Below are 15011 nucleotides of genomic sequence, written 5' to 3'. Positions count from 1 at the left end.
ATGAAAGCTCAATATGGAGTAGCTCGTTGGCCAAACGAGAAAGAAATCTATGAAAAAATGGAAAGACTGGTGAATGAACCGCTTCACCACATTAAACCTGAAGCCATGGCGAAATATATGAAATATTTCGATGAAAAGTGTCAGGGATCAAAGAAGATGATTGAAGAGGCTAAGAAGGTAATTCCGGGCGGTGTTCAGCATAATCTGGCTTTCAACTATCCGTTCCCACTCGTAGTGGAAAAAGCCGAAGGCGCATATCTTTACGATATTGACGGAAACCGTTATGTGGACTATCTGCAGGCTGGAGGTCCTACACTTCTGGGAAGCAATTATGAACCTGTTAACCAGAAAGTATGGGAAGTAGTGAAGGAATCAGGACCTGTTACAGGACTGTTCCATCCTTATGAAAAGATGCTGGCAGAGAAAATACACGAATGTATGCCTTGGGTTGAGATGTACCGCTGTCTGGCAAGCGGAACCGAGGCTGACATGGTGGCCATCAGAATTGCAAGAACCTATACGGGAAAGAAAAACATCGTAAAAGCCGGCGGAGCATATCACGGCTGGAGCGACCAGCTTGTTTACTCCTTGCACATCCCATATACACAGACCTTTGAGGCTCACGGAATTCCTAAGGAAGTTTCTGCGAATACTAAGGAGTTTTATCCGGGGGATATAAATAGTCTGAGAAAGATTCTTGAAGAGAACGAAAAAGACGGCGGCACCGCTGCTGTTATCATAGAGCCGTTCGGCCCTGAAAGCGGCACACGTCCTGTAGCTATGGATTTTGCAGCTAAAGTGAGAGAACTCTGTGATGAATTCCAGACGCTTCTGATCTTCGATGAAGTGGTAACTGCATTCCGTGTAGGCCCCGGAGGAGCTCAAGGATTCTTTAATGTAAAACCTGACCTTACAGTATTCGGAAAGATCGTTTCAGGCGGTTATCCTATGGCAGGCGGTGTAGGCGGAAGCGAAGAAATTATGTCATGTGTTGCTGCAGGAGTAAAAGCCGGAAAGAAAAAAGCCTATGTGGGAGGAACTCTTACAGCTAATCCTCTGAGCTGTGCTGCAGGATATTTTGCCATCGATGAGATCATCAAACAGGATGCTGCAAGAAAGGCAGGAGAAAACGGAGATAAGCTTTGCGACGGAATACAGAAGCTGATAGATAAATATGACTTGCCGTTCGTTACATGGAACACAGGTTCCATAGTTCACTTCGAAGTGTCCGGAGTAATGTACCTGAGCGTACAGGATCCTGATATATTCAAGAAGATTCCTGAGCGTCAGCACTATATTGAAGAATTCGGCGCAGCCCTTACGGCAAACGGTGTAATAACACTGGCAGGAAGCAGGATTTATACAAGCATGGCCGATAATGATGATACTATTGCACAGACATTGGCCGCATTTGAAGACGTATTCTCTAATATTGAAAAATAAGGAGGCAAATTATGATTCGTAAATTAGATATGGAAAACCTGACATACGCATTCCCGGAAGTTGCATTTTCCGAAGATTATGTTATTGCAACGTATCAGGCAAAGGTTGAAACTTCGCACATCGAAAAGCTGGCAATGGCTATTGCAGCTGAGCAGACTACGGGAACATGGATAAAAGTAGGAGCTGATTCTGTGGAAAAGACTAAGCGTTTCGGTTCAAAGCTGGTTGCTCTTTATGAGGTTCCTGATATTGGATGTGACTATATGTCAGATGAACCTCCTATGTATATCATTCAGGTGGCATATCCTGTTGAAAACTTTTCCACAAGTATGTCGGCTATCATGACTGTGTTGTTTGGTAATATTTCGGCATCAGGGATGATACGTCTTATTGATGTAGCTTTTCCTAAATCATTTATAGAAAAATTCCAAGGCCCTAAGTTCGGTGTTGAAGGGATGAGAGAAGTTTTAGGAGTAAAAGACAGACCTCTTCTCAACGCTATGATAAAGCCTAATATCGGATGGACCGCCGATGAGGGGGCAGAGCTGTTCTACAAGGCCTGCAAAGGCGGCGTGGACGTTATCAAGGATGACGAACTCATGCTTGCTGACGGACCTTTCTGTCCGTTGGAAGAGCGTGTTAAAAAGTTCATGGCAAAGGAAAAGCAGGTATATGAAGAAACAGGTGAGCACAGTCTCTATGCTGTTAATATATCCGATAATACAGATAAAGTTAAAGATAATGCTTACCGGGTGCTGGAGGCAGGCGGAAACTGCCTGATGGTAAATGTGTATACTACAGGACACGACACACTTAAAATGCTTGCTGATGATCCTAATATCAATGTTCCTATTCTGGCTCATGTAAACTATGCAGGGACTATGGCTTCATCCACATATACCGGAGTAGCAGCTCCGCTGTTGGTGGGTAAGATTACACGTCTTGCCGGAGCAGATTTCCAGATTAACGGTCATCCGTTCGGAAAATTCCCTGTTTCACATAAAGTCTTCTACAGATGTTTTAAGTTCTTCACACAGCCTTGGTGGAACATTAAGCCTATGATGTATGCTTGCTCCGGCGGTACTACTCAGATGGCCGTTGAGAAAATTATTAAAGAAATCGGAACGGATATTATGCTTGCTGCAGGAGGCGGTGTTCACGGTCATCCAAACGGCAGTGAAGAAGGCGCTAAGTCCATGAGACAGGCAATAGATGCTGCTATGAAGGGAATTCCTGTAACAGAGTACGCTAAAGATCACGAAGAGCTTGCCAGAATGCTGGCGTTCCTGAATCCTGATCTTAAGAAAAACTTTGACTTAATGGGTTAATTTCGTAAGAAAAGATATAATGGATATCATGAATGAGGAGATACCGTACAGCGGTATTTCCTCTTTTGAAAAGGAGGAAAAGTTTGTATAAGAAAATCGTATTCATAGATTTTGACGGAACCATAACGACAGAGGATACTTTGGTGGGAGCTATATTTCCTTTTGTGGATCCAAAAGAAGTTGATGAGTATAATGGGAAATTGGAAAAAGGAGAGATGACTTTAAGTCAGGTTGTGCGGTATGCTTATGATGGACGTCCTGCCGAGTGGCTTCCTAAAATGCTTGAATATATAGATAAGGTAAAAATCAGACCGGGATTTAAAGAGTTTCTTGATAAGATGAAAGAAATGGAGATTCCTGTAGTAGTTATTTCAGGAGGAGTACGGCAGTTTTCCGAACGTAAACTGACTCCGTATATGGACGAACTGACTGATCTGCATGCAGTGACACTTTCAACGGAAAATGATGAAATGCATCTGATTTCTCAGTATGATGACGGCAATGAACTGCTTAAAAAGACTGATGTGATGGCGCTGTACGATTATGAATATGCTATTGGCATAGGTGACAGTTTTACGGATATGAATATGGCTCAGGCGGTAGATACCATATTTGCAAGAGATGTATTGGCAAAATATCTTGAAAAGCAGGGAAAATCATATATTCCTTATGAAGACTTTTTTGATGTAGTAAAGGTAATGGAGGAAAAATTCGGAAATTGATAAATTAAAATGACCGTATTAAAATACTTATACGGTCATTTTTTATTAAATTTATAGGCGGAAATTATTCTGCAATCCTTTGCAAATGTTTATGGAAAATATTTAAAATCACCTTAAATCAAAACTTTTCCTATATTCTTGTTTATCGCTTTATATTTTATTTGTTTTTAACTTTCATAAACAGAAGCTCAAGATATGATTTTCTCGTTACATTTTCTTGGGGAATTCCCAGCTTATCAAGAATATTGAAAAGACAATCTGATGCAGATTCTCTTTCAGATTCTGAGTTCACAAGTATTTCCAGTTCCATATAATTCCCCAGTCCTGTTACAGTGTCGAGGCAAAGTGTAATACACTGATCCCGCTTCGTGCAAACAGCAGTAAATTCATCTCGTGTTTTTTCCACGGTAAACAGAGGAATATATCCGAGAGCAGAAAGAAGTCTTTTGGCGGTATTAAAATCGGTTATGCCTGTTTCATGTTCAATTCGGCTGCTGGAAGTATTGTCAAGCTTAGGACCCTTATATGTTATAAGTGTTTCGGATCGGGAGTACTCTTTGTCGTCTGATGATGTGCGCTGATAGTTCCGAAGTCTGAGAGCCTCATCGGTGTGGCGAAAATCTCTGTCATTTCCGTTAAAATAAAGATCGGTTTCTTTCAGTGTACTGCTGTAAACAAACCCCAGCTTTTCTGCTTTATCACGTATATTTTCCTTTGCAAATTCTGTCAAATTCGCTTTAATTTCGACTTCCAGCATTTTGGGCCTCCTTTTTTAAGTATTAATTGTGATATTTTGTATTGTAACACATTTTATAGACAAACAAGACATGACCTTGTAAAATATTAAATAACTGAAATAAAGAGCAAAGCTGTTTTTGCCATTTATGTCTCAATAAAAGTATCGGAGGATGTAACGTTGCTGAGGATTAAAAAATATGTCAAAGTATCAGATATAGATGAGGCTTATGAGCTTAACCAGAAGAAGAGGAATATTATAATAGGCGGGATGCACTGGCTTAAAATGGGAGATAGGCAGGTGAATACTGCCATAGATCTATCGGACTTGGGACTTGATACTATCGAGGAAACGGAAGATTTCTTTGAAATCGGATGTATGACTACATTGCGTCAGCTTGAACAGCATGGAGGGCTTGATCGGTATACCGGGGGAGCTGTAAAGGAGGCTGTGAAAAATATAGTTGGAGTTCAGTTTAGGAATACAGCCACTGTAGGAGGCTCTTTTTACGGAAGATATGGATTCTCTGATGTACTCACCGCGTTTATGGCAATGGATACATATGTAGTCTGTCATAATGCCGGAATTGTTAATATTAAGGAATTTTCAGCCCGAAAGCCTGACAGAGACATCATAGTCAAGATAATAGTGAAAAAAACAAAACTTGATATGGCATATATGGCCCAGCGCCATGCAAGGACTGATTTTCCCGTATTGACATGTGCTGTAAGCTTTTGGGCAGGTGTATGGCATGCTGCAGTAGGAGCCAGACCTGCAAAAGCGGAAGTTGTCTTGGGAGAATATTTAGATTGCGGCAGAGATATATCTGAGGAGGATGCCGAAAAGTTTGGAGAATATGTTGCGAGCAGGATGTCATTTGGCTCTAATATGAGAGGAAGTGCAGAGTATAGAAAGAAAATTGCCTCTGTACTCGTAAAAAGAGCTATGCTCGAGGCAGGGAGGAAACGATAATATGAAATTGGATTTTATTTTGAACGGAAAGAAAGTTTCTTCGGATATTGAAGCTGACAGTATGCTTTTAGATGTGGTACGAGATATGGGATGTCTAAGTGTCAAAAGAGGATGTGATTCTTCAAGCTGTGGTCTCTGTACGGTTTTTGTAGATGACATGCCGGTATTGTCGTGTTCAGTGATTGCTGCAAGAGTCGAAGGTAAGTGCGTTACGACTCTTGAAGGTCTTCAAAAAGAGGCTGTCGAGTTTGGAGCTTTCATTGCTGATCAGGGTGCGGAGCAGTGTGGGTTTTGTAATCCGGGACTTATTATGAATGCCATTGCCATGCTGCGTGAAAATCCTGATCCTACAGATGAAGAGATACTGTCCTATTTGACCGGGAATCTATGCAGGTGTTCTGGCTATGAGGGGCAGCTTAGAGGTATAAAATCATATTTGGAATTTAAGAAAGTGAAGAAGGGAGGTAACGCTGATGCGTAGTATAGGTAAATCCTTTCGTAAAAAGGATGCCATGGCTCTTGTTACGGGTAAGCCTGTATACACAGGAGATATGATAGATAAAAATGCATTAGTGGTAAAAATCCTTCACAGTCCTCATGCAAATGCTGTGATAGAGGATATAGATATTTCGGCAGCAATGAAAGTGACGGGAATCGAAGCTGTATATACATATGAGGATGTTCCTCAGAACAGATTTACAATGGCAGGGCAGACTTACCCTGAGCCGAGCCCTCATGACAGATTGCTTTTGGACAGACATGTACGGTTTAACGGTGATGCGGTGGCAATAGTGGCGGGAGAGAATGTTAAGGCTGTTGACAAAGCTCTTAAGCTGATAAAAGTGAAATATAAAGTATTGCCTGCGGTTCTTGATTTTCGCAGTGCTAAAGATAACCCTATTCTGGTTCATCCTGAGGAAGACTGGGAAGCTATGTGTCCGGTGGGAGCTGATAACAGACGAAATCTCTGTGCGCGTGAAGAAGACGGCTATGGGGATATTGAAAGTGTACTGCAAAGCTGTGATGTTGTTCTGGAGCGAACATATCATACTAAAGCCAACAGTCAGGCGATGATGGAAACCTTTAGGACTTACACATATCTTGATACTTATGGAAGGCTCAATATATTAAGTTCTACGCAGATCGTGTTTCATATACGCAGGATAGTGGCTCATGCCCTTGATATTCCCAAGTCTAAAATTCGTGTCGTCAAACCGAGGATAGGCGGAGGTTTCGGAGCTAAACAAACTTGTGTAACAGAGATATTTCCAGCATTCGTTACATGGAAGACAGGAAAGTCTGCCTACATAGAGTTTGACAGGCAGGAGAGTCAGATATCGGGAAGCCCCCGACATGAGATGGAGATGTATGTACGCATAGGAGCCATGAAAGACGGGCGTATAAGAGGGATAGATCTTTATACTCTTTCCAATACGGGAGCATACGGAGAGCATGGTCCTACTACGGTGGGGCTTACGGGACATAAATCCATTCCTTTGTATCATCGTTATCAGGAAGCATATCGTTTTAGCTATGATGTGGTATATACTAATCTTCAGGCTGCAGGAGCGTACAGAGGTTACGGCGCCACACAAGGGCTTTTCGCCATAGAAAGCATTGTCAATGAGCTGGCAGCCCATCTTAAAATAGATCCTGTAGAGCTGCGTAATATGAATCTGATACAGGAAGGCGATGTTTCCAGAGCATATTACAGTGAGCCCTGTAATTCATGTACTCTTGACAGATGTTTAAGATCCACAGCTGAAAGAATAAAGTGGAATGAGAAATATCCTTCAAGGGATATGGGAAACGGCAAAATCCGCAGTGTAGGAGTGGCAATGGCCATGCAAGGATCCAGCATTTCAAATTGTGATGTAGGAGGAGCTACTATAAAATTAAATGACGACGGATTTTATGTTTTAAATGTAGGCGCGGCCGATATGGGTACGGGAAGTGATACTGTTTTGGCACAGATAGCTTCCGAGGTTCTTGAATGTAATTATGATAATGTAGTTGTATTCAGCGCTGATACAGATACTTCACCATATGATTCGGGCTCATATGCTTCATCTACGACATATCTTACAGGTAAGGCGGTAGAGCAGGCATGTATCAGACTGAGAGAAAGCATCCAGAATATAGGAGCAGAACTTCTAAAATGTGATGTTGATGTCACAGAATTTGACGGAGAGTATGTGTATTGTCTCGAGGAAGAAGGTGAAGGGGTTTCGCTTAAAGATATTGCCACGGCATCGATGTTCAATAACGGATATGAAACTCAGTTTACTTCTTCTGCAAGATCTTCTGTGTCACCTCCTCCATATATGACTGGAATGGTAGAGATTGAATTGGACAAAGAAACGGGGGAAGTCAGAGTTCTGGGTTATGAGGCTACTGTAGACTGCGGTACTGTGATAAATCCTAATCTGGCAAGGCTTCAAACGGAAGGGGGAATAGCGCAGGGTATAGGTATGGCTCTTTATGAGGATATCACTTATGACAGTTTAGGAGGTATCAGGGAGAATTCTTTGATACAGTACAAGATTCCCACACGTCAGGATGTAGGCAGAATCAATGTAGAATTTGAAGCAAGTTATGAGCCTACAGGTCCGTTTGGAGCCAAATCTATAGGAGAGGTGGTAATAAATACTCCGTCGCCGGCTATTGTTCATGCTGTGTATAATGCAACAGGGGCGTGGATAAGAGAGCTTCCGGTAACACCAGAGAAAATTTTAAAGGCTTTTGAGGATGGACAGCATATATGAGAGTAAATACCAGTGAATATATGATAATAACATTTTCGGAGACCACGAGGGCCCTTTATATGGAGCGTATATGCAAAGAAGATGGTGTGCACGGGAGAATAATACCTCTTCCCAAATCTGTAGACGCAGGCTGCGGCCTTGTGTGGGCATCTGAAAAGAGAGACAGAGTTTTCTGGATAACTTATATGGAAAACAGAGGTATAGAATATGAAGAAATAATGGAGGTGTCTGTTTAGTGAGTGATATTATTTTCTGCAAGGGAGGCGGCTGTACTGCTAAACTTGGAGCGGGAGTTTTGGGAAAAATTCTCGAGAAGCTTCCTTCAGGTGATGATCCTGATCTTTTAGTGGGATTCGGAAGCAGTGATGATGGAGCGGTTTACAGAATAAATAACAGACAGGCTTTGATCTCTACACTTGATTTTTTTCCTCCGATGGTAGAGGATCCGTACCTTTTCGGAGCTATTGCCGCTGCAAATGCTATGAGTGATGTTTATGCCATGGGCGGCGAAGTCAAAACTGCATTAAATATTGTATGTTTTCCGGAGACGATGGATATGAATATCCTTGGGAAAATATTGCAGGGCGGCAGTGATAAGGTGAGAGAAGCAGGCGGTGTTATGGCAGGAGGACATTCCATAAATGATGAAGATATAAAGTATGGGTTAAGTGTGACTGGTATTGTTGATCCGGAAAAAATATACAGGAACAACGGATGCCGTAGCGGAGATGCGCTGATACTTACTAAAAAGCTGGGTGTCGGTATTATTATGACTGCAGACAGAATCAGGCAGGCATCACAGGATGCAGTTAAGAAAGCTATAGATTCCATGAAGTTTCTCAATAAATACGCTGCTGATATACTGAAAGACTATGAGGTTCATGGGTGTACGGATGTAACGGGATTCGGATTTTTAGGTCATTTGTGTGAGATGCTGGACAAGCGGCACAGCGCCGTTGTGGAAAGCCGGAGCATACCGTATTTTCAGGAATGTCGCGGATATGCAGAGGAATTTTATATTACAGCGGCTGCTCAGAAAAACAGGAATTATGTAGGTAATCAGGTGAGTTTCGAAAATAATGATTTTTTTATGGAAGAAATTCTGTTTGATCCGCAGACTTCAGGAGGCCTTCTGGTCAGCGTATGTATATCTGAAGCAGATGAGATAGTAGAAAAAATGAAAGAAAAGAATATTCCTGCCGAAATAGTAGGTTATGTGGAAAAAAGACAGGACAAAAGCATTATAGTCAAATGACAAAGGATGGGTATTATGAAACACGTAGTTGATGCAAGGGGATTAATATGTCCTTTGCCTGTAGTCAATACAAAGAATGAGATAGAGAATATGGAGGAGGGAGAGTCTGTTGATGTACTTGTGGATAATGAGATAGCTGTGCAGAATCTCTCTAAGTTTGCCAATGTGAGGGGTTATGGCTTCAGCCATGAAAAAACAGATGACGTGAATTATCAGGTAACTATTACTGTAAGCGCCGGAAACAATATGAATCTTCAGAAAGATCTGAGTAAAGATATTGTATGTGATATGTCACCCCACAATAATGATGTGGTAGTAATTTCTGCTGAAACCATGGGACAGGGTGAAAAAGAACTGGGAAAAGCCTTGATGAAGGCCTTTGTTTTTGCGCTGACTAAGCAGGATTCATTGCCGGAAACGGTTATTCTGTATAACAGCGGAGCTTTTTTATCATGCGAAGAATCTGACAGTCTTGAAGATCTGTTATTTATGGAAGGGCAGGGGACAGAAATACTCACATGCGGTACATGTCTCAATTTTTACGGTATGACGGATAAACTGGCTGTAGGCAATGTAACAAATATGTATGATATTGTCAGAATTATCAGTGGAGCGTCAAAGGTCATAAGACCGTAGGCGGTGAGAATGATGGAGAATCTTATCATCGTAAGAGGTGGAGGAGATATTGCCACAGGGACCATATACAAATTATATCAGTGTGGATTCAATGTTCTTGTGTTGGAAATATCAAGTCCTTCTGCCATAAGACGTAAGGCAGCTTTTTGTGAGGCTGCATATGAAGGAAAGCATGAAGTGGAAGGTGTTATATGCAGTATGGCAGGATCTGTAGAAGAGGCTGCTTTTCTTTTGAAGGAAGGCAGAATTGCATTGCTTATAGATCCTAATGGATTATGCATAAAGAAACTCAGACCTTTGGCGGTGGTGGATGCCACCATGGCAAAGGCGAATCTGGGCACTTATAGAGATATGGCTCCGGTTACCATAGGTCTGGGTCCCGGTTTTTACGCGGGAAAAGATGTGGATGCTGTTATAGAAACCATGCGAGGGCATAACCTTGGCAAAGTGATATATGAGGGGCAGGCAATGGAAAATACGGGAATACCGGGTAATATAGAAGGCTATACCAGCGAAAGGGTAATACACAGCCCTGCTTCCGGGGTTTTAAGAGAAGTAAGGCAGATCGGGGATATAGTAAAGAAAGATGATATTGTGTCTTTTATCGAATCAGACAGTGGAATTATTCCCGTAAAGGCATCTCTTAACGGTATTCTTCGCGGGGTGATACATGATGGATATGTTGTGAAAAAAGGGCTTAAGATAGCAGATATAGATCCTCGTAAAGAGGAATATGATAATTGTTTTACGATTTCCGATAAGGCAAGGTGTATAGCGGGAGGTGTATTGGAAGCTCTTTTTAAATTGAAAGGAAAAAGACATGATATATGCGGATAATGCGGCTACAACGTATTTTAAACCCGAGAAAACCATAGCGGCTGTATGTGAATACCTGAAACACCCGGGAAATCCCGGCCGCGGAAACAATCATATGGCTATGGATGCGGCAAGGATGGTACTGGATACCAGGATAAAACTGGCTGATTTATTTGACTGTGATTTTGATCATGTTGTATTTACCAGCGGGGTTACGGAAAGCCTCAATACGGTTATACAGGGATTATTTGGGCCGCAAGATCATATTATAACAACATATATGGAGCATAATAGTGTGCTTAGACCGCTTTATCGTTTAGGATGCCGACTTTCTGTATGTGGAGGTTCAACTGAAGAAATCAAAAAGCATATAAGGTCTGATACAAAGGCTGTGATAATAAATCATGTTTCCAATGTTACAGGAGAAATAAATGATATTGAAGGCATAGGAAAATTTTGCAGGCAAAACGGTTTGCTGTCAGTGGCGGATACAGCTCAAAGTGCAGGTGTACTCCCTGTTTCTCTAAAAGAAAGTGAACTTGATGTGATATGTTTTACAGGTCACAAAGGCTTGTTGGCAATGCAGGGTATAGGGGGGATATGTCTGGGAGAGGATATAGATATACGACCTCTTAAAGTAGGGGGCAGCGGATTTGCTTCTTTTGATACAGAACATCCAAAGCAGTATCCCTCAGCTCTTGAAGCGGGTACTCTGAATGTTCCGGGGATAGTAAGCCTGAACAGGTCGCTTGATTTTCTGAAAGAATGCGGAATTGAAAATATTTTGAGACACGAGCAGTTACTTGCAGAAGAGTTTTGCAGGATACTTTCATCCTTTGATGGCGTGAAAGTTTACAGAGAAAAAGAAAAGGAATATACAGGCATTGTTTCACTTAATGTCGAGGGTATGGATGCTGCGGCGGTAAGCGATATTCTGTCCCGTGAATACGGAATTGAGACGAGAGCAGGAGCTCATTGTGCCCCTTTGATTCATGAACATTACGGAACAGAATCAACTGTGAGATTCAGTTTCGGCATAAATAACAGGAAAGAAGATATAAGAGAATGCTCAGAAGCGCTGAAAGAGATAATAAAGATCAGAGGGCATGAAGCATGATTATGGCAGTAGTAGGCTCAGGAGGCAAGACAACTCTCATAAAGAAATATGCCGAAAGATATCTGAGACGGGGATTAAAAGTATTGGTGAATACTTCTACCCATATGGCTATAGAAAAGGATGCTTTGATTACAGATGATCCCGGCATCATAATAAAGGCGCTTGATGAAAATCATTATGTTATGGCAGGGAGAATGGATGGTGAAAAGCTCGGCTCTCTTTCAGAAAATACATATAATAAAGTGTGCGAGCATGCTGATATAGTATTGACAGAGGCAGATGGCTCTAACAGAAAACCTGTAAAATTTCCGGCTTCATATGAGCCGGTCATTTATGATAATGTTGATAGAATAATAATAGTATGCGGCCTTCATGCTCTTGGAAGAAAGGTAGAAGAAGCAGCTCACAGACCGGAGCTTGTAAAAAATGTTTTGGATATCAGTGATGATACAGCGATAGTTCCTTCTCATATACAAACTCTGGTGAAGAAAGGCTATGTAGAGCCGCTGAAAAAAAAATATCCGAAAAAGGAGATTGTTATAGAGCCGAGTCACGATGGATCAGCATATCAAAGACATATAGCAGCATTGATAAAAGCTGACATAAATGTTGAAACCGGAGGGAAAATAGGGTGCATTCTTATGGCCTCGGGTCTGGGTAAACGTTTCGGAAGCAATAAGCTTTTGGCAAAGTTCAGAGAAAAGACTATGATGGAGACAGCTCTCGATATCACAGACGGTGATATATTTGCAAGACGCATTGTTGTTACCAGAAGCAGAGAAGTAGAGGATATATGCAAAAAGTTTAATGTAGATGTGATATTTCATCAGCTTCCGGGCAGAAATGATGCAGTTGCTTTAGGTATAAAAGAAATGGCAGATATGGATGCGTGTCTTTTTTGCCCGTGTGATCAGCCTTTTCTAAGACGCGAAAGTATCGGGAATCTTATGAGGATCTTTTCCGGCGGAGGAACAGGTATCTGTCGTCTGTCTTATGGAAAAGAGGCGGGAGCACCCATATTATTTGCAAAGAGATATTTCAGTCAGCTTGCAGATCTTCCTCCAAAGACAGGGGGATCGTATCTGGTAGAGAAATATAAAAATGATGTGAGTCTTGTGAAAGTGAAAGATAAAATTGAGCTATATGATATTGATACACATGAAGATCTGATTCGTGCTGAAAAGGCGGCAGAATCGAGGTGTTCCGCTGACGGCGGGGCCGGTTGATTCAAGCTTCATATATTTGATTTTTTTAAAAGAATGTATTATTATAAATATATCAGAGCAAAACATATTTTGCAGAAAATTTTAGATAAAGAGAGGCGTTATTTATGAAAGAAAAATTTATTGAATTGTTGGCGGAAAACGGTATCACAGCGGAGATGGGAATGACACCGGTAACAGATGTTTATATAATGCACTGGACGAAAGATAATGAGGTGAGAGATTTCTGGTTTTTCGAGACAGATGGAGCTGTGGAAACAAGAATTACTAATTTTGTAAGATGGAATATAGACGAGTATATCTTTGCCTGTGTTAAAAATGAAGATTATGAAAACGGAAAATATATGACAGGCAATATAAAAGAGTTGAAAGATTATAAGAATCCTCAGGGAGTAACTGAGGATGAAGCATTTATGAGTATGAATTTTGAAGAGCTTCTCAGAGAACTCAAATAAGAAAGTTGATATTATTTTAATCTGTTTTTAATCTATTAATAATGAAGGTTTCATTATGGTGGTATAATATGTAGACATCGCCGGAAGGATTAACCATTATAACGACCGGAATAATATACTGAAAGGAGAAGGGAAAATGGAAAAAAATAATAATTCAGCAGAAAACATGACCAATAATAAAGGATCTGAGAGGAAAAAAGGGAAGAAGGGCATTATTGCTGTAATCGTCATAGCCGCTGTAATTGTAATAGCGCTTATAGTCTGCTGGTTCATGGGGGTTTTAGGAGGCATAAGCAAGTCAGAGGCCGGGGATATAGCATGTAAGCAGGCAGGAGTCCAAGGTAAGGAATATTCACTTACCTCCAACAAGGAATTTGATGACGGAAGAATGATATATGATGTAACAGTTTCATATGATGATACATTGTATGATTTTGAGATACTTGCCAGAAACGGTAATGTAATAAACATGGAGACAAAGAAGATAGGAACAGGTCAGGAAAATTCTGACCAGGCAGCTCCGTCTCAAAATGATATAGGTATGGATAAAGCAAGGGAGATTGCTCTTTCCAATGTTTCAGGAGCGAGCGAAGACTCGGTGAAAAAGATGGATGTGGATACGGATCATGGAAAGTTGGTCTATGAAATAGAGATAGTCTATGACGGAATGGAATATGATTTTGAAATAGACGGAGTGACAGGAGACATAATAAGCAGAGGAGCCGAATCGGTACACAACTGATTATATTGATGGAATTTTGACAGAGAGCCCATTATGACGGGCTCTCTTTGTATGTAAGGCGCTTTAAAGAAAGAGTGAAAAAGCATAAGAGGCCGGCCATACGATCAAAAGTGCGGGAAGCAGATTGACTGCGCTTATGCTTTTAATCTTTGCGATATTAAGCCCCAGAATAAATGTCATCAGTCCGCCTACAGCAATAAAATCATTGAACATATTTGTCGTGATAAACGGAGTTATAAGCTGAGATGAGTAAAAGAACAGACTGAGTATGAGAAACTGCGGAATGATTATAAGATTCATAGCCTTTCCCAGCGTCGAAGCGAATATGACAGAGGCGAATATGTCCATAGTGGCCTTTGACAGCAATATGGTGAAATCGCCGGTAATGCCTTCATCGATGGCGCCGAAGATATTTGTGCCGCTGGCGCAGAATGTTATGGCAACAATCAGATAGAATTGTAAATATTCATCTTCATCATTTGGTACGGAAAATTTGAATTTGAGGAGTATCTTACTGAAAAAGCTTTTGATATGTTTTTCAGCATCAAGAAGTTCTCCTACTATCATTCCAAGGATAAGAGAGAGTATGACAGCCGGAAGAGAGCTGAGCTTTATCAGAGATGTTATTCCTATGGCTATCGCTGCGACACCGAAGACATCGTGGAGTGAATGTTTTAATTTTTCCGGAAGCCTGTTCTGCATAAAACATCCTATGTTTGTCCCTATGAATACACATAAACAATCAATTATAACCCCTAATGGATACATATATTTTTCCTTCTTTCTTCTTGATATTTGTTC

Annotated in this window: 16 protein-coding genes; 14 read left to right on the top strand and 2 right to left on the bottom strand. The window is 41.1% G+C overall.

What is annotated here, in order from left to right; translation table 11 throughout:
- The 3 genes from H8692_RS00440 to H8692_RS00430 all read left to right on the top strand — a co-directional run bounded on the left by H8692_RS00440 (nt 1) and on the right by H8692_RS00430 (nt 3493).
- Complete coding sequence (locus H8692_RS00440; RefSeq protein WP_187524734.1) at nt 1-1443, top strand: aspartate aminotransferase family protein; 1443 nt, start codon at nt 1-3, stop codon at nt 1441-1443.
- Between the two features lie 11 nt (nt 1444-1454).
- Nucleotides 1455-2771 carry a RuBisCO large subunit C-terminal-like domain-containing protein gene (locus H8692_RS00435; protein ID WP_177268707.1) on the top strand — a complete coding sequence of 439 codons (1317 nt, stop codon included), beginning with the start codon at nt 1455-1457 and terminating at the stop codon, nt 2769-2771.
- Nucleotides 2772-2854: 83 nt separating this feature from the next.
- Nucleotides 2855-3493 (top strand): HAD-IB family phosphatase, encoded by a 639-nt coding sequence (locus H8692_RS00430; protein ID WP_177268709.1) that lies wholly within the window; start codon nt 2855-2857, stop codon nt 3491-3493.
- Between the two features lie 157 nt (nt 3494-3650).
- Here the strand turns inward: H8692_RS00430 and cyaB are convergent, their stop codons facing one another.
- Nucleotides 3651-4250, bottom strand: coding sequence for a class IV adenylate cyclase (gene cyaB / locus H8692_RS00425; RefSeq protein ID WP_177268711.1), 600 nt, complete (start codon nt 4248-4250; stop codon nt 3651-3653).
- A 159-nt stretch (nt 4251-4409) separates the two neighbouring features.
- On the opposite strand from cyaB, the gene H8692_RS00420 reads away from it, so the two are divergent.
- The 11 genes from H8692_RS00420 (at nt 4410) to H8692_RS00370 (ending at nt 14210) form a co-directional block, all read left to right on the top strand.
- Entirely contained in the window at nt 4410-5201 is a 792-nt protein-coding gene (locus tag H8692_RS00420; RefSeq protein WP_177268713.1) for an FAD binding domain-containing protein, read from the top strand.
- A 1-nt stretch (nt 5202) separates the two neighbouring features.
- Entirely contained in the window at nt 5203-5682 is a 480-nt protein-coding gene (locus tag H8692_RS00415; RefSeq protein WP_177268715.1) for a (2Fe-2S)-binding protein, read from the top strand.
- The gene (locus H8692_RS00410; RefSeq protein WP_187524733.1) at nt 5675-7966 is read left to right on the top strand and encodes a xanthine dehydrogenase family protein molybdopterin-binding subunit; all 2292 of its coding nucleotides are present in this window, start codon (nt 5675-5677) and stop codon (nt 7964-7966) included. Before H8692_RS00415 ends, H8692_RS00410 begins: the two co-directional genes overlap by 8 nt.
- Nucleotides 7963-8202, top strand: coding sequence for a putative Se/S carrier protein (locus H8692_RS00405; protein ID WP_177268719.1), 240 nt, complete (start codon nt 7963-7965; stop codon nt 8200-8202). The genes H8692_RS00410 and H8692_RS00405 overlap by 4 nt, the downstream gene beginning before the upstream one ends.
- Entirely contained in the window at nt 8202-9221 is a 1020-nt protein-coding gene (gene selD / locus H8692_RS00400; RefSeq protein ID WP_187524732.1) for a selenide, water dikinase SelD, read from the top strand. Before H8692_RS00405 ends, selD begins: the two co-directional genes overlap by 1 nt.
- Nucleotides 9222-9236: 15 nt before the next feature.
- Nucleotides 9237-9857, top strand: coding sequence for a sulfurtransferase-like selenium metabolism protein YedF (yedF, locus tag H8692_RS00395; protein ID WP_187524731.1), 621 nt, complete (start codon nt 9237-9239; stop codon nt 9855-9857).
- 9 nt (nt 9858-9866) lie between these two features.
- The gene (gene yqeB, locus H8692_RS00390) at nt 9867-10694 is read left to right on the top strand and encodes a selenium-dependent molybdenum cofactor biosynthesis protein YqeB (protein WP_207722927.1); all 828 of its coding nucleotides are present in this window, start codon (nt 9867-9869) and stop codon (nt 10692-10694) included.
- Nucleotides 10678-11790: an aminotransferase class V-fold PLP-dependent enzyme gene (locus H8692_RS00385; protein ID WP_187524730.1), complete on the top strand. Its 1113-nt coding sequence runs from the start codon at nt 10678-10680 to the stop codon at nt 11788-11790. Before yqeB ends, H8692_RS00385 begins: the two co-directional genes overlap by 17 nt.
- A complete protein-coding gene (yqeC, locus tag H8692_RS00380; protein ID WP_207722926.1) occupies nt 11787-13016 on the top strand; it encodes a selenium cofactor biosynthesis protein YqeC in 1230 nt (409 codons plus the stop codon). The genes H8692_RS00385 and yqeC overlap by 4 nt, the downstream gene beginning before the upstream one ends.
- 104 nt (nt 13017-13120) lie before the next feature.
- Nucleotides 13121-13468, top strand: a complete 348-nt coding sequence (locus tag H8692_RS00375) for a hypothetical protein (RefSeq protein WP_177269928.1) — start codon at nt 13121-13123, stop codon at nt 13466-13468.
- Nucleotides 13469-13604: 136 nt separating this feature from the next.
- Entirely contained in the window at nt 13605-14210 is a 606-nt protein-coding gene (locus H8692_RS00370; RefSeq protein WP_177269930.1) for a PepSY domain-containing protein, read from the top strand.
- Between the two features lie 63 nt (nt 14211-14273).
- Here H8692_RS00370 and H8692_RS00365 read toward each other — a convergent pair whose 3' ends face one another.
- The gene (locus H8692_RS00365; RefSeq protein WP_177269932.1) at nt 14274-14978 is read right to left on the bottom strand and encodes a DUF554 domain-containing protein; all 705 of its coding nucleotides are present in this window, start codon (nt 14976-14978) and stop codon (nt 14274-14276) included.
- Between the last annotated feature and the right edge of the window lie 33 nt (nt 14979-15011).

The organism is Lentihominibacter hominis, from assembly GCF_014385065.1.
Classification (GTDB): Bacteria; Bacillota; Clostridia; order Peptostreptococcales; family Anaerovoracaceae; genus Lentihominibacter; species Lentihominibacter hominis.
Note: the sequence above shows the minus strand (reverse complement) of the source record. Positions and strands in the feature narration are given on the sequence as shown.